The organism is Polynucleobacter sp. CS-Odin-A6, from assembly GCF_018882095.1.
Taxonomy (GTDB): Bacteria; Pseudomonadota; Gammaproteobacteria; order Burkholderiales; family Burkholderiaceae; genus Polynucleobacter.
Genome location: NZ_JACVPD010000002.1, coordinates 316,434 through 331,230, shown reverse-complemented (window position 1 = coordinate 331,230; position 14,797 = coordinate 316,434). Strand labels below are relative to the sequence as shown.

Annotated in this window: 13 protein-coding genes and 1 pseudogene; 9 read left to right on the top strand and 5 right to left on the bottom strand. The window is 46.4% G+C overall.

The genetic code is table 11. The annotated features are described in order from the left end of the window. Window positions 1–45 precede the first annotated feature (45 nt). Entirely contained in the window at window positions 46–813 is a 768-nt protein-coding gene (locus ICN15_RS06375) for a fumarylacetoacetate hydrolase family protein (RefSeq protein WP_216201858.1), read from the bottom strand. Window positions 814–869: 56 nt separating this feature from the next. Between ICN15_RS06375 and ICN15_RS06370 the strand changes: the two genes are divergently transcribed. Further along, a complete protein-coding gene (locus tag ICN15_RS06370) occupies window positions 870–1,787 on the top strand; it encodes a reductase (protein ID WP_216201856.1) in 918 nt (305 codons plus the stop codon). Here ICN15_RS06370 and ICN15_RS06365 read toward each other — a convergent pair. Continuing rightward, window positions 1,784–2,788: a polyprenyl synthetase family protein gene (locus ICN15_RS06365; RefSeq protein ID WP_216201855.1), complete on the bottom strand. Its 1,005-nt coding sequence runs from the start codon at window positions 2,786–2,788 to the stop codon at window positions 1,784–1,786. The two genes, ICN15_RS06370 and ICN15_RS06365, sit on opposite strands and share 4 nt — an antisense overlap. Before the next feature lie 75 nt (window positions 2,789–2,863). Here ICN15_RS06365 and rplU point away from each other — a divergent pair, with 75 nt between their 5' ends. The 4 genes and pseudogenes from rplU to proB all read left to right on the top strand — a co-directional run. Next, window positions 2,864–3,175 (top strand): 50S ribosomal protein L21, encoded by a 312-nt coding sequence (rplU, locus tag ICN15_RS06360; RefSeq protein WP_216201854.1) that lies wholly within the window; start codon window positions 2,864–2,866, stop codon window positions 3,173–3,175. 33 nt (window positions 3,176–3,208) lie between these two features. Next, window positions 3,209–3,469: a 50S ribosomal protein L27 gene (rpmA, locus tag ICN15_RS06355; protein ID WP_062308046.1), complete on the top strand. Its 261-nt coding sequence runs from the start codon at window positions 3,209–3,211 to the stop codon at window positions 3,467–3,469. Window positions 3,470–3,557: 88 nt separating this feature from the next. Continuing rightward, the gene (obgE, locus tag ICN15_RS06350; protein ID WP_216201852.1) at window positions 3,558–4,652 is read left to right on the top strand and encodes a GTPase ObgE; all 1,095 of its coding nucleotides are present in this window, start codon (window positions 3,558–3,560) and stop codon (window positions 4,650–4,652) included. Window positions 4,653–4,680: 28 nt separating this feature from the next. Continuing rightward, a pseudogene (proB, locus tag ICN15_RS06345) lies at window positions 4,681–5,457 on the top strand (glutamate 5-kinase); the annotation flags it as partial. 42 nt (window positions 5,458–5,499) lie between these two features. Here the strand turns inward: proB and ICN15_RS06340 are convergent. Then, window positions 5,500–6,069 (bottom strand): CNP1-like family protein, encoded by a 570-nt coding sequence (locus tag ICN15_RS06340; protein ID WP_255532892.1) that lies wholly within the window; start codon window positions 6,067–6,069, stop codon window positions 5,500–5,502. Further along, window positions 6,066–6,662 (bottom strand): RNA pyrophosphohydrolase, encoded by a 597-nt coding sequence (locus ICN15_RS06335; RefSeq protein WP_216201849.1) that lies wholly within the window; start codon window positions 6,660–6,662, stop codon window positions 6,066–6,068. The genes ICN15_RS06340 and ICN15_RS06335 overlap by 4 nt, the downstream gene beginning before the upstream one ends. A gap of 50 nt (window positions 6,663–6,712) precedes the next feature. Here ICN15_RS06335 and ICN15_RS06330 point away from each other — a divergent pair, with 50 nt between their 5' ends. Further along, window positions 6,713–8,455 carry a proline--tRNA ligase gene (locus tag ICN15_RS06330; RefSeq protein WP_216201848.1) on the top strand — a complete coding sequence of 581 codons (1,743 nt, stop codon included), beginning with the start codon at window positions 6,713–6,715 and terminating at the stop codon, window positions 8,453–8,455. Between the two features lie 19 nt (window positions 8,456–8,474). Here ICN15_RS06330 and ffh read toward each other — a convergent pair whose 3' ends face one another. Then, window positions 8,475–9,857 carry a signal recognition particle protein gene (ffh, locus tag ICN15_RS06325; RefSeq protein WP_216201845.1) on the bottom strand — a complete coding sequence of 461 codons (1,383 nt, stop codon included), beginning with the start codon at window positions 9,855–9,857 and terminating at the stop codon, window positions 8,475–8,477. 107 nt (window positions 9,858–9,964) lie between these two features. Here ffh and ICN15_RS06320 point away from each other — a divergent pair, with 107 nt between their 5' ends. The 3 genes from ICN15_RS06320 to ICN15_RS06310 all read left to right on the top strand — a co-directional run bounded on the left by ICN15_RS06320 (window position 9,965) and on the right by ICN15_RS06310 (window position 14,789). Continuing rightward, entirely contained in the window at window positions 9,965–10,726 is a 762-nt protein-coding gene (locus tag ICN15_RS06320; protein WP_255532891.1) for an inner membrane protein YpjD, read from the top strand. Window positions 10,727–10,729: 3 nt separating this feature from the next. Next, the gene (gene ampD / locus ICN15_RS06315) at window positions 10,730–11,548 is read left to right on the top strand and encodes a 1,6-anhydro-N-acetylmuramyl-L-alanine amidase AmpD (RefSeq protein ID WP_255532890.1); all 819 of its coding nucleotides are present in this window, start codon (window positions 10,730–10,732) and stop codon (window positions 11,546–11,548) included. 331 nt (window positions 11,549–11,879) lie between these two features. Further along, window positions 11,880–14,789, top strand: coding sequence for a ribonucleoside-diphosphate reductase subunit alpha (locus ICN15_RS06310; RefSeq protein WP_370625429.1), 2,910 nt, complete (start codon window positions 11,880–11,882; stop codon window positions 14,787–14,789). The last annotated feature ends 8 nt before the right edge of the window (window positions 14,790–14,797 follow it).

The window sequence follows — 14,797 nt, the reverse complement described above, 5'->3', positions numbered from 1 at the left end:
GATTGAAGCATTAAAAAACCTCCCCACTAAACATGGTGAGGTTTTTTATTCGAAGCGATTATCTAGGCGTCCAACGCCATCAATAATGATGCTGACATTGCTGCCAGGCTTCATTGAGCCAACGCCAACAGAAGTTCCGCAGGCAATGATGTCACCAGCTTGTAATGGCACATCTTGAGAAATCAGGCTTACTAATTTTGCTGGTGCAAAAATCATATCAGTGATGGGGTAGTTCTGACGCTCTTGATCGTTCAAAATGGTTTTGATAGTGAGCTTACTTGGGTCCACGTCGGTGGTGATATACGGACCAAAAACACCAAAGGTATTGTAGCTCTTAGAGCGTGTCCACTGAGCGTATCCAGGATCTCGATTCAAAATCTCAATGGCAGTGACATCGTTAATACAGGTGTAACCAAAAATGGCTTTGGCTGCTTGCGCTTCATCTACTTCGTAGCAAGCTTGGCCAATGACAATTCCGAGTTCACCCTCGTAAACTACTTTCCCAGAATAGGACTTTGGCGCACGAATGATTTGATTGGCAGCTAAGAAAGAGTTATTGCCTTTGAGAAAATACAAAGGCTCAGCTGGCACTGCGTGTTCGAGCTTAGTGACCAGTGCATGAAAGTTATCCACCATGGCAACCATTTTGGATGGAATGCAAGGGATATCAATGGTGACATCCGCTAGCGCTAGTATTTCACCGGTAGATTGAGGTTGATTAAACAGATCGCCCGAATACACAGCGATCTGATCACTTTGAACTTGTCCTAAGCCTGGTTTACCTTGATGTTGAAATCTGAGCCATTGAGCCATAATTCATTCTCCCGATAGTGAATTTTGAATTAGTAATATCTTACAGGGATGTATTGATGGCTAAGAGCTCTGAATTGGATCAGCCCGTTTCTTATATCGAACGCACCCGAAATTTTTATCTCGGCTTAGGATATGAAACGCCCTACGTATGGGCGCACTATCTTGACACTCCCTTTGCTCCACTAGGTAAACCTCTCAATCAATCCGTTTTAGGTTTAGTCACTACGGCTGTGCCTTTTGATTTAAGTAAGGGTCCACAGGGATCAGGGGCACCATACAATGCGGCTGCCAAGTTTTATGAGCCGTATATTCTACCGACCGATAGAGAGCATGATTTGCGCATTGCTCACGTAGGTATTGATAGGCGCAACGCGAACATGACAGATGCTAATTGCTGGTTTCCATTAAATGCGGCGAAGCGGGCGGTAGGGGCCGGACTGATTAAGTCCCTATCAAAACACTTTTATGGCCTACCTACGAATCGTAGTCAGCGTCATACCTTGGATATAGATGCGCCACTGGTTTTAAGGATGATGCGTGCTGATCAGGTTGATGTTGCGGTATTAATTCCCAATTGCCCTATTTGTCACCAAAGCCAAAGTTTATTAGCGCGTTATTTGGAGGAAGCTGGCATACCTACAGTCATCATGGGCGCAGCAAAAGATATTGTGGAGCACTGTGGAGTGCCCCGTTTTTTGTTCAGCGATCTACCATTAGGTAATGCTGCGGCGTTACCCAACAATCTTCAATCTCAAGACGCTAATTTTGAATTGGCTTTGCACCTTCTGGAGCATGCTTCAGGCCCACAAACTACGATGCAGTCGCCTTTAGTCTGGTCGACTGACCCTTCATGGAAATCAGATTATTCCAATTTAGATCGACTTTTGCCTGAGGAAATTGTACGTTTGCGCGCAGAAGCAGAAAAAGCCCGCATTACCGCACGAGAGCTTAGGGTAAAAAGTGTTGGTGCTTAAGTCTGTCTAGATAGAGAGTATTGGCACAAGGCACGCAATGCTGCTGTTGCCTGATTTTGCGGAAAGTCTTTGATGCACTCTAGCGCAAGATCTACTTCACGTTTTGCTGCGGCTTGGGTGTAGTCCAAAGCGCCTGAGTTTTGAACTGCACTCAGAATTCGTACAAAGACGTCATTTGGCAAATCTTGATTTTGCTCAATGGCTGCGCGTACTAATAATTGCTCTTCGTTGCTACCATTCTCAAGAAGATAAATCAGCGGTAGTGTGGGCTTGCCTTCCCTTAAGTCATCGCCCGCATTTTTACCCATTTGGGATGCATCAGCGGTGTAATCCAGTAGATCATCCATTAATTGGAAGGCAGTGCCAATGTGGCGACCAAAGGCGGCAGATTGCTCTCTTTGCCTGATATTGGCCTCAGCCAAAATGGCCCCAAGCTCTGTGGAGGCTTCGAACAACTTAGCCGTTTTATAGCGAATGACCCGGAGATAACTGTCTTCATCTGCTTCAGGGTCATTCATATTGAGAAGCTGTAAAACTTCTCCCTCGGCAATCGTATTCGTTGCATCCGAGAGAATTTCCATTACCCGCAAGTCGTTGGGCTTCACCATCATCTGAAATGCTCTGGAATACAGGAAGTCACCCACTAGCACGCTTGCGGCATTCCCAAAAGCGGCATTTGCGGTTTCTAGACCCCTTCTGAGGGTAGATTCGTCAACAACATCATCATGCAGAAGGGTGGCTGTATGGATAAATTCCACTACTGCTGCTAGTTCTAGGGCGTGGGGGGTTTCTTTATCGTTTCCAAGGGCCTTACTGACCAGCAACAGAAGGGCTGGGCGCACTCTTTTACCACCTGCTTGGATGATGTAACTGGAGATTTGGTCAATTAAAGCGACTTTAGAGGCTAGCCGCAAGCGAATAACCTCGTCTAAAGCCTTGAAATCTAAGGCAATTGGGGCCAGAATTTGGCTTAATTCATTGGTTTTGACACTAGTCATCATGCAAGATATAATAATCGGCTTAGCTCATCCAGGGTGGATTAGCTTAAATGTAGAATTAATTTGAGGTTTCACACCATGTACGCGGTCATAAAAACCGGTGGCAAACAGTATAAAGTTGCTGCAGGCGAAAAATTGAAAATAGAACAGATACCAGCGGAAATCGGCAGCGAAATCACACTTGACCAAGTCCTCGCCGTAGGCGAAGGCGTTTCACTCAAATTGGGTGATCCACTGGTTAATGGTGCCGCTGTGATGGCCACTGTCGTCTCCCAGGGACGTCACGATAAAGTGACAATCTTTAAGATGCGCCGTCGCAAGCATTATCAAAAGCACCAAGGCCATCGTCAGAATTACACAGAAATTCTGATTAACACGATTAAAGCCTAATTTAGGCTTACGGCTCAATAGCAGGAGAAAGATATGGCACAGAAAAAAGGCGGCGGCTCGACACGAAATGGCCGCGACTCAGAATCGAAACGCTTAGGCGTTAAGGTATTTGGCGGCGAGCAAATTAATGCTGGCAGCATCATCATTCGTCAACGTGGCACACGGGTTCATCCAGGTGCAAACGTTGGCATCGGTAAAGATCACACCTTGTTCGCCTTAGTTGATGGACAAGTGGAATTTGGCGTTAAGGGTGCTTTGAAGAAGGCCCAGGTTTCAGTTCTCCCGCGTTCATAAGGCGCCTGACTGAGACCCGTTTGATTCAGATTCACTCCGAATTTAACTCTTAGGAACAGGCCTCGCTACTGCGAGGCCTTTTTTATTCATGAAATTTATAGACGAAGCGCGTATTGAAGTCATCGCCGGCCAAGGTGGCGCCGGAAGTGCTTCTATGCGCCGCGAAAAATTTATCGAATTTGGTGGTCCTGATGGTGGCGACGGTGGTAAAGGCGGAAGCGTTTGGGCTACTGCCGATCGCAACATTAATACGTTGATCGACTATCGCTATGCCAAGACTCACACCGCAAAAAACGGTGAGCCAGGTCGTGGTGCGGATTGCTATGGTCGCGCGGGTGACGATATTGAATTGCGTATGCCGGTTGGAACGATTATTTCTGATTACGAAACAGGTGAGCCAATTGCGGACTTAACTACCCATGGTGAGCGTCTTTGCTTGGCCCAAGGTGGCGTTGGTGGCTGGGGCAATATTCACTTTAAGAGCAGTACGAATCGCGCTCCACGTCAGAAAACCAATGGTAAGGATGGTGAGCGTCGCAAACTCAAGTTGGAGTTAAAAGTATTGGCTGACGTAGGTTTATTGGGCATGCCTAATGCTGGTAAATCTACTTTAATTACTGCGGTATCGAATGCGCGTCCGAAGATCGCCGACTATCCATTTACAACTCTTCATCCTAATTTAGGTGTGGTGCGCGTAGGGGCTGAGCGCAGCTTTGTGATTGCGGATATTCCCGGTCTAATAGAGGGTGCCGCGGAGGGTGCTGGTCTAGGTCATCGCTTCTTAAGGCATTTACAACGCACTGGCGTACTGTTGCATTTGGTGGATATCGCCCCATTTGACGAGAATATTGATCCAGTAGCCGATGCTATAGCGATCGTCAATGAATTACGTAAGTACGATGAAGCCTTGGTTGAGAAACCGCGTTGGTTGGTGTTGAATAAAGTCGACATGATTCCTGAGGATGATCGTAAGAAAGTAGTGGCAGATTTCATTAAGCGCTTTAAGTGGAAGGGACCTGTATTTGAGATTTCTGCTTTAACAGGCCTAGGATGCGATAAGCTTTGCTACTCTTTGCAGGACTATTTGGATTCTGTTCGCAAAGATCGTGACGATGCAGATGAGCGTGCAGCTGATCCTCGTTATCAAGATCAAGCTCCGCTAGAAGACAAAGCCCCAGATTAAATAGCCCTCATTCGATTGCGCATTTGTTATGAATACTCAGAAAACAAAACGGATTGTTGTCAAAGTGGGTTCAAGTCTTGTCACCAATAATGGCGAAGGCTTAGATCATGCTGCGATTGCAATGTGGGCTGAGCAGATGGCGACCTTGTTAAGTGCCGGCCATGAAGTATTAATGGTGAGCTCCGGTGCCATTGCCGAGGGAATGCAACGTCTAGGTTGGACAAAGCGTCCACAAGAGATTCACCAACTACAAGCTGCAGCTGCAGTCGGTCAAATGGGCTTAGTGCAGGTTTATGAGAGTTGTTTTGCGCGTTTTGATTTACGTAGCGCACAAATTCTATTAACCAATGCGGATTTAGCGCATCCAGAGCGTAATGCTAACGCTAAGGGTACTCTAGAGACTTTGCTGAAGTTAGGCGTAGTTCCCATCATTAATGAAAATGATACGGTTGTTACCGATGAAATTAAATTCGGCGATAACGATAACCTTGCCGCCCTAGTTGCTAATCTGATTCAGGCGGATTTGCTGGTGATCTTGACTGATCAAGGTGGCTTATTTACAGCAGATCCAAGACGCGATGCTAGCGCCATATTATTAAGCGATGCAGTGGCGGGGGATCCTACCTTAGAAAAAATGGCGGGTGGTGCTGGTAGTGAGCTCAGTAAAGGCGGCATGCTGACTAAGGTATTGGCCGCCAAGGTGGCAGCTCAAACTGGGGCGGTTACTGTCATTGCATGCGGGCGCGAGTTGGATGTCCTTACGCGATTGATGAATGGTGAAAAGATAGGCACTCATCTAGCCGCCACTTAGCTATTGAAATCACAACACAATGAATTCAATGCCAATCTAGTTCATCAATCCAAATGAATTCGTTGGCTTAGTCTGACCGGTAAATCCATTGGGATTCAGCGATTTAATGATGGTCTTGATGTTCTTTTCTTGAGAATTAAAGTTGCAGAACGCCCCTTGCGCTAAGGCCGCTTGATAGCGATTTGGAGTTCGATCTTGGATAGGCCGCCAACTAGATAGTGGATTTTCTTTCCAAGTACCACTTTCAAAGGTGCCATATAGACGCCACTGAAATGAATCACAACGAATACCCTCATACTGCACTTGGCTGTTGCCATTAGGGCTCGTCAAAATAACGATATATCTCGTCACACCGTCATTCCCGATCAAAATGGAGTCGGTATCCACCGCAAACTTAAAAATGGTTTGTTGAGATACGTAAAAAGGTTGGATGGTGGTTGCATTTGGTGGATTTAGAGGCATTGCAGTTACGCCCTCTTTGAAAACCATTGGCGCAAATGGATCAACGCCACTTTCTAGGGGATCCCCTGCGCATCCCGCCAAAGTTAAACAAAAGGCCAAGCTAATGGGGAGGAGTGGAATGCTACGAATAGAGAGTGTCATCATGGCTTATCAGTAGGTTTTACTTCTGTGAGCTGATTTACTTCATCCTTATAAAAGGATTGAAGTAGATCCAGCGGAGATCCCCAAGCCAATTGTTGCATGCGAATCCCATGGGATAGGTAGCGAGCAAGTTCAGAGAGAGCCAATTGATAGACTTCGCGCTTGAAGTCAATTACAGAGTCCAATTGAATCCAAAAAGGGATCCAGCGCCAAGCATCAAATTCTGGGTGCTCAGAGGCGCGTAGGTGAATATCGCTATCTTGACCCACTAAACGCAATAAAAACCAGATTTGTTTTTGGCCGCGATAGCTTGCCCGATGGGTTTTGGAGGGATGTTGCCGACGCAAAAACTCCTCTGGGACATCGTAACGAAGCCAGTCCCTAGTGCGCCCAATAATTTGGACATGTTCTGGTAGCAAGCCAACTTCCTCATGCAATTCGCGATACATGGCCTGCTCGGGGCTTTCACCATGTTGAATCCCACCTTGGGGGAACTGCCACGAATGCTGCCCAACGCGTTTTCCCCAGAAAACCTCGTTATGGCTATTAAGGAGGACTATGCCGACATTGGGTCGATACCCTTCACGGTCAAGCATGAGATCGTGCCTCAAATCCTTTAAAATCAATGATTTGATTATATCCATACATGAAAGCCTCACAGTCATTTCTCGCCACACTAAAAGAAGCCCCCTCCGACGCTGAGGTGGTTTCCCACAAACTCATGGTGCGCGCCGGTTTAATTCGCAAAATCAGCGCGGGTATTTATAACTATTTGCCATTGGGCTTGAAGTCGATTCGTAAGGTAGAAAATATCATTCGCGAAGAAATGAATCGCGCAGGTGCAATCGAATTGCTGATGCCAATGATTCAGCCGGCAGAGTTATGGCAAGAGACCGGCCGTTGGGAAAAGATGGGGCCAGAATTACTCCGCATCAAAGATCGTCATGATCGTGACTTTTTAATTCAGCCGACGTCTGAAGAGGTAGTGACGGATTTAGCGCGTAATGAGATCAAAAGCTATAAACAACTCCCAATCAATTTTTATCAAATTCAGACGAAGTTCCGTGATGAACGTCGCCCTCGTTTTGGCATCATGCGTGGTCGTGAGTTCAGCATGAAAGATGCTTATTCATTTGATCGCGATACTGAGGGCTTAAAGAAGTCCTATGAAATCATGTTTGATGCTTACACGCGTATCTTTAAGCGTATGGGGCTCAAGTTCCGTGCGGTCACTGCAGATAACGGCGCTATCGGTGGATCAGGCAGTCAAGAGTTTCATGTAATTGCGGATACCGGGGAAGATGCAATTGTGTACTGCCCAACATCTGATTACGCGGCAAATTTAGAGGCCGCCGAGTCACTCTCATTAATTCCGGCACGCGCTACCGCAACTCAGTCTATGAGTAAAGTGGCAACACCCGAGCAAAAAAATTGTGTAGATGTTGCCCAATTTTTAAAGTTGCCAATTGATAAAACAGTGAAGTCGCTATTGTTTGCGGCTGACCAAAAAGAAGGTCCGGCCAAATTATTTATGGTGCTAGTACGCGGCGATCATGAGCTCAATGAAATCAAAGCCAGCAAGATTCCAGGCATGCTTGAATCACGCTTCGCAAGTGAAGCAGAGATTAAGCAAGCATGTAATGCACCAGCTGGTTATTTAGGTCCTGTTGGCGTTAGCGCCGATGTCACGATTGTTGCTGATCGGACTGTTGCCAATATGTCTGATTTTGTCTGTGGCGCCAATGATGCAGGTCATCACTTAACGGGTGTGAACTGGGGCCGGGATTTACCAGAACCTTTGGTGCTCGATTTACGGAATGCGGTTGTAGGGGATCCTTCACCTGATGGCAAAGGCGTGCTGGATATTTGTCGCGGCATTGAGGTAGGCCATGTATTTCAATTGGGTACGCGTTACTCAGAGGCAATGGGTTGCACTTATTTAGATCAACAAGGTAAAGCACAGCCGATGGTAATGGGTTGTTACGGCATTGGTGTTACTCGTTTACTAGGTGCTGCAATTGAACAGGGCAATGATGAACGCGGGATTATCTGGCCGATTTCGATGGCGCCATTTGAGGTGGTAATTTGTCCAATGGGGTATGACAAATCCGAAGCGGTCAAAGTCGCCGCCGATCAACTTCATGATGAATTAATTGCCTCTGGTGTAGATGTTGTACTTGACGATCGTGGCGAGAGACCGGGTGCGATGTTTGCAGATTGGGAACTGATCGGTGTGCCATATCGCGTGGTAATTGGAGATCGTGGCTTGGCAGACTCTCAGGTAGAGTTCAAAGGCCGTACTGATGCAGAGTCTCAACTTATCCCACTCTCGGAAACTAAAGCCACAGTGATTAGTGCAGTGGATGCAGCCAAGCAATTGATTGCTTAAGCTCAACCTCGTTTAAGGATTACTTTTTAAAAAGCCCACCAAGTCCTTTGGTGGCACCTTTAGCGGCCATAGATGCCATGGTGCGTGCCATCTTGCCGCCCTTAAACTGTTTCATCATGGTTTGCATTTGTTCAAACTGGGTAAGCAAGCGATTGACTTCTTGTACTTCGACGCCCGCGCCAGCCGCAATGCGACGCTTGCGAGTAGCCTTAAGTAACTCCGGTTTAGCCCGTTCTTTTGGGGTCATACTATCGATGATGCCGCGCATGCGTTTAGTTTGCTTGTCAGCTGCACTCAAATTGGTTTTGGATGCTGCTTGTGCAATGTGACTGGGTAGCTTGTCCATCAAGCTGGCCATACCTCCCATTTGCTGCATCTGTACCAGTTGATCCCTAAAGTCTCCTAAATCAAATCCACCTTTAGAAATCTTGCTGGCTAATTTTTCTGCTTTAGCGACATCAACGTTTTGCTGGGCTTGCTCAACTAGCGCAAGGATATCGCCCATACCCAAAATACGGCTGGCCATTCGGTCGGCATCGAATGCCTCAAGGCCATCCATTTTTTCTGCAACACCGATAAATTTGAGTGGTACTCCAGTAATTTGACGCACAGAAAGTGCGGCGCCTCCCCGCGAGTCTCCGTCTAGCTTAGTAAGGATGACGCCAGTGAGTGGCAGAGCTTCATGGAAGGCTTTAGCTGTATTGACGGCATCTTGACCCAGCATGGCATCAACGATAAATAAGGTTTCAATTGGATTGAGGTTGGCATGCAAGGTTTTGATCTCTTGCATTAGGGCTTCATCAATACCTAAACGCCCTGCTGTATCCACCAAGAGAACATCAAAGTAGTGGCGTCGCGCCCAATCTAATGCTGCCGCCGCAATTTCACTCGGCTTTTGGTTGACATTGCTGGAGAAAAATTCAGCGCCAACTTGTTTTGTGACGGTCTCTAGCTGCTCAATCGCTGCAGGACGATAAACGTCACAAGAAACGGTGATCACTTTCTTTTTCTTCTTTTCTTGAAGAAACTTGGCCAGCTTGCCTACGGAAGTAGTTTTACCGGCCCCTTGCAGACCTGCCATTAGGATTACCGCTGGCGGTTGCGTTGCTAAATTGAGGTCGCCACTTTGTGTGGTGTCACCCCGCATGACTTGAGCCAGTTCACGTTGCACTACTCCGACAAGCGCTTGACCTGGACTGAGGCTTCCAACCACTTCCTCACCAAGGGCTTTAAATTTGATTTGTTCCAGTAAAGACTTAACGACTGGAAGCGCTACGTCTGCCTCCAGCAAGGCCAGACGGATCTCCCGCAGCATTTCTGCGGTATTGCTTTCGGTGAGGCGAGCTTGTCCCCGCATTGTTTTAACAACACGAGATAGGCGGTCGGTGAGATTCTCTAGCATTTATCGATTAGACTTTATGTATGGACATTTTAGGTTACTCAAGTTACGGCTGGCTTCCCCCAGTCCTTTATTTGCTTTTACTGCTCGTTTTGAGCCAGAGAGCTAGCTTGACCAAGGAATCTGCTCTTTCTGCTGGGTTAGTGCAAGCGGGTATTTTCGTGATTTTGATAGTACATGGAATTGAATTGCATGATTCCGTCTTTACACCCCAAGGTTTTGTTTTTGGATTTGCACAGGATTTGTCTTTAATTGCTTGGGTGGGACTCATATTTTATTGGTTCCAATCCTGGTTTTTGCCAATCGCTAGCTTGCTTTGGATGTCAATATTGTTTGCTTTATTTTGTTCTTTGCTCCCAATCTTTTTCCCAGGGGTATTAATTTCTCCTGTGGCAGTTTCAGACCCCTGGTTCAAGGCGCACTTTATTGTGGCCACAATTTCAGTGGGTCTATTGAGTTTAGCGGCTATGCAGGCCATGCTGATGAGTGTTTACGACCGCGCCTTGCATCGTCAATTAGCGATTGTCCCTAATAGTCGTCTTGCTCGTTGGTTGGAAGATTTGCCCCCCTTGTTGACGATGGAAGGCCTGCTATTTAATTTACTTTATGTTGGTTTTGCACTTTTAAGTCTGACCGTTTTCTCTGGTCTATTTTTTTCACAGGCTTTATTTGGCAAGCCTTTAGTGCTTGATCATAAAACGATTTTTGCGCTCGTTTCCTGGATCTTGTTTGCGGGCTTACTGATAGCCCGTTTGTGGGTCGGCTTACGGGGTTGGGCAGCAATTCGCTGGGTTTTGAGCGCTTACGTTATCTTATTACTCGCTTATGTTGGTAGTCGGTTTGTACTGGAAGTGGTTCTGCAGAAAGCATGACCCTTGTTTAAGTGGTTATTATTAATTGCGGGTATCGGACTTTTTTACCTATGGTTTAAGGGTAAAAAACAGGCAAAAAATACTCTCAACAAGTCTTCTGATCCTCGGTCTCGTCAGGCGGAAAGCGTTATCGCTCCAGAGGCAATGGTGCAATGTCAGTGCTGCAAAGTGCATCTACCTCAGCCAAATGCGATCGCTCACGATGGGCGCTTTTACTGCTCCCAAGAGCATCTCCATCAATTGGATGAAGGGGGCTGGCTTGGTTCTGCTCGCTGGCGCACTTCACCAAATTACGATACCAGGCCAGAAGGCATTAGCCCCGATTTAGTGGTGATCCATCACATTAGTTTGCCTCCCGGAGGTTTTGCAGACCAGAGTTGCACCCAATTAATCGTGGATTTTTTCCAAAACAAGCTAGAGCCCTCTCTCCATCCTTATTTTGAAGAGATTGCTGATCAGAAAGTTTCAAGTCATTTTTTAATCTCCCGTCATGGCGAGGTTTTTCAGTTTGTTTCCACTCAAAATAAAGCTTGGCATGCCGGCCTTTCCTCTTTTTTTGGCCGTGAAAAATGCAACGATTTTTCGATTGGCATTGAGTTAGAGGGAGATTCGGAGATCCCTTTTGAAGAAATTCAGTATGATGCACTGGTTCAACTGAGCTCTCAACTTCAGGCTATTCACCCTAATCTACAGTTCGCTGGACACAGCGATATTGCACCAGGAAGAAAAACTGACCCAGGCATTCAGTTTGACTGGAAAAAATTTCAAACTAAAAACAACATTTCTATCGAGAAATTACCCTTTGGGCTGCGATCCCGCTAGGGCTGATAATTCGTATGTGAGCACAAGCTCACTTTCTTCCCCTTTGGCTAAAAAGGGTTGCAAAATCCGCACCAAAATAGATCCTAATTTATTGAAAATATAGGGAAAAATACTTATAAATATTCATCAGAAATATCTTACCAAATTCCAAATATTTCCCTATACTTAGTAGCTAATTCGCTTCAAGACACTAGATGTAGTGTTTGAATATAGCAATACCCCATTGTTTTTAAAGATTTTTGTCCAAATAACTATATATATAAGCAGGAAAAATATGACATATGCCAACCCACAGACAGCAGCACAGGCTGCCGGCACAAATAGCCCAGGAATGAATCCATCGGAAGCGATGAATCAAGCCCCCTCTGCTGGTTTTGTTGCCGGTGGAGTAGGTGGCGGTCAAGCGACCCAACTATCAGATTACAAAATTATTCGCCGCAACGGTTCTGTAGTGGCATTTGAGCCATCTAAAATCGCAATTGCAGTAACAAAAGCATTTTTGGCGGTTAATGGTGGTCAAGGTGCTGCATCTGCGCGCGTGCGGGAACAAGTTGAGCAATTAACTCATGCAGTAGTGCGCGCTTTATTGCGTAGTCGTCCAAATGGCGGCACTTTCCATATTGAAGATATCCAAGATCAAGTGGAGTTGGCCTTGATGCGCAGTGGTGAGCACAACGTAGCGCGTGCATATGTTCTTTATCGTGAAAAGCGCAATCAAGAGCGTGCTACACAACAGGGCATCTCTCAAGAAACTCAAGCAGCTACCCAGGTTGGCGAATCCGGTCTCAAGGTTTTGGATAACGGCGAAGAAAAGTGGCTGGATATGGCTGCTTTGCGCACGATTATTGAGGCAGCATGTGAAGGCCTTGGAAATAACATCGATGCAAGCCCAATCATCACAGAAACCATCAAGAATTTATACGATGGCGTGCCGATGGCTCAAGTGTACGACTCAGCCATTTTGGCTTCACGTACTTTGATTGAAAAAGATCCAGCCTATAGCCAAGTGACTGCACGCATCTTGATGCACGTGATCCGCAAAGAAATTTTGGGTCGCGAGGTATTGCAAGGCGATATGCAAGCTGAATACAGCACCTACTTCGCTAAATATATTAATGAAGGTATTTCTGCGGAGTTGTTGGATCCACGTATGCGTGAGTTCGATCTTCCAAGGCTAGCTGCTGCATTGAACGCGAGTCGTGACTTGCAGTTCAACTATCTTGGCTTGCAAACGCTGTATGACCGCTATTTCTTGCATATTGAAGAGCGTCGTATTGAGATGCCGCAAGCATTCTTCATGCGCGTTGCGATGGGCTTGTCTTTAAATGAGATGGATCGTGAACGTCGCGCAATCGAGTTCTATGAAATCCTCTCTACATTTGATTTCATGTCCAGCACGCCAACCTTGTTTAACTCAGCAACGACACGTCCTCAGTTATCCAGCTGCTACTTGACAACAGTGGATGATGATCTTGATGGCATCTACGAAGCTTTAAAAGAAAATGCACTTTTGTCTAAGTTTGCTGGTGGTTTGGGTAATGACTGGACCAATGTTCGTGCATTGGGAAGTCATATCAAAGGCACTAACGGTAAATCACAAGGCGTAGTTCCTTTCTTAAAGGTAGTGAACGACACAGCGGTAGCCGTTAATCAAGGCGGTAAGCGTAAGGGCGCGGTATGTGCCTACCTTGAGACATGGCACTTAGATATTGAAGAGTTCTTAGAGTTGCGCAAGAACACGGGCGATGATCGCCGCCGTACTCATGATATGAATACCTCTAACTGGATTCCAGATTTGTTCATGAAGCGTGTGATGGAAGGTGGTGAGTGGACCCTGTTCTCGCCTTCGAATACACCTGACTTGCATGACAAATACGGTAAAGCATTTGAAGAGGCTTATGTTGCCTATGAGAAAAAAGCAGATGCTGGTGAGTTAAAGCCATTCCGCCGTATTCCTGCCCAGCAATTGTGGCGCAAGATGTTAGGTATGCTGTTTGAAACTGGTCTCCCATGGATCACATTTAAAGATCCTTGCAATATTCGTAGTCCACAACAGCATGTCGGCGTAGTTCACTCTTCTAACTTGTGTACCGAGATTACTCTCAACACAAACGAGACTGAGATCGCCGTATGTAACTTGGGTTCTGTGAACTTAACAGCCCATATGACTACCGATAGCTCTGGCAAGATGATTTTGGATCATGAGAAGCTCCAAAAAACTATTCGTACTGCAATGCGCATGTTGGATAACGTAATTGATATCAATTACTACGCGGTGGCTAAAGCACGTAACTCGAATTTGAAGCATCGTCCAGTAGGTATGGGCATTATGGGCTTCCAAGATTGTTTGCACATGCAGCGTATCCCCTATGCAAGTGATGAGGCAGTGAAGTTTGCAGACTCTTCCATGGAAGCAGTGTGCTACTACGCTTATAAGGCATCCAATGAGCTGGCTGAAGAGCGTGGCGTTTACACCACCTATAAAGGCTCGCTGTGGGATCGCGGTATTCTTCCGCAAGACTCAGTTGCTTTGTTGGCTGCAGAGCGTGGTGGCTACCTTGAGGTAGATAGCTCCTCCACTATGAATTGGGATAGTTTACGTGCCAGCATTAAGCAACACGGTATGCGCAACTCCAATTGCGTTGCCATTGCACCTACCGCAACTATTTCCAATATTATTGGGGTATCCGCTTGTATTGAGCCTACATTCCAAAACTTGTTTGTGAAATCGAACCTCTCAGGTGAGTTCACAGTAGTGAATGAGTATTTGGTGCGTGATTTGAAGAATCGTGGCCTGTGGGATGAGGTCATGATTGCCGATTTGAAGTACTTTGACGGCACTTTATCCAAGATTGATCGCGTTCCACAAGATTTACGTGATTTGTACGCTACTGCGTTTGAGGTTGAGCCAACTTGGTTGGTTGAAGCTGCCTCACGCCGTCAGAAGTGGATTGATCAAGCGCAGTCACTCAACATCTACATGGGTGGTGCATCTGGTAAGAAGTTGGATGACACCTACAAGCTGGCATGGTTGCGCGGTCTAAAGACGACGTATTACCTCCGTACTATGGCGGCAACCCACGTTGAGAAGTCTACCGTCGCTAGCGGCCAGTTGAATTCTGTATCTAGTGGTGGTGGCGTGAATGGTACCGATGCAGCGGCAGCGCAAGAATTAGATGGTCCAGCCTGCACAATGCGTCCAGGTGATGCCGGCTTTGATGAATGTGAAGCATGTCAGTAAGCGTTTTG

Coding starts and splice junctions, on each gene's coding strand:
- ICN15_RS06375 (WP_216201858.1), bottom strand. CDS start 813: ATGGCTCAATGGCTCAGATTTCAACATCAAGGTAAACCAGGCTTAGGA.
- ICN15_RS06370 (WP_216201856.1), top strand. CDS start 870: ATGGCTAAGAGCTCTGAATTGGATCAGCCCGTTTCTTATATCGAACGC.
- ICN15_RS06365 (WP_216201855.1), bottom strand. CDS start 2,788: ATGATGACTAGTGTCAAAACCAATGAATTAAGCCAAATTCTGGCCCCA.
- rplU (WP_216201854.1), top strand. CDS start 2,864: ATGTACGCGGTCATAAAAACCGGTGGCAAACAGTATAAAGTTGCTGCA.
- rpmA (WP_062308046.1), top strand. CDS start 3,209: ATGGCACAGAAAAAAGGCGGCGGCTCGACACGAAATGGCCGCGACTCA.
- obgE (WP_216201852.1), top strand. CDS start 3,558: ATGAAATTTATAGACGAAGCGCGTATTGAAGTCATCGCCGGCCAAGGT.
- ICN15_RS06340 (WP_255532892.1), bottom strand. CDS start 6,069: ATGATGACACTCTCTATTCGTAGCATTCCACTCCTCCCCATTAGCTTG.
- ICN15_RS06335 (WP_216201849.1), bottom strand. CDS start 6,662: ATGCTTGACCGTGAAGGGTATCGACCCAATGTCGGCATAGTCCTCCTT.
- ICN15_RS06330 (WP_216201848.1), top strand. CDS start 6,713: ATGAAAGCCTCACAGTCATTTCTCGCCACACTAAAAGAAGCCCCCTCC.
- ffh (WP_216201845.1), bottom strand. CDS start 9,857: ATGCTAGAGAATCTCACCGACCGCCTATCTCGTGTTGTTAAAACAATG.
- ICN15_RS06310 (WP_370625429.1), top strand. CDS start 11,880: ATGAATCCATCGGAAGCGATGAATCAAGCCCCCTCTGCTGGTTTTGTT.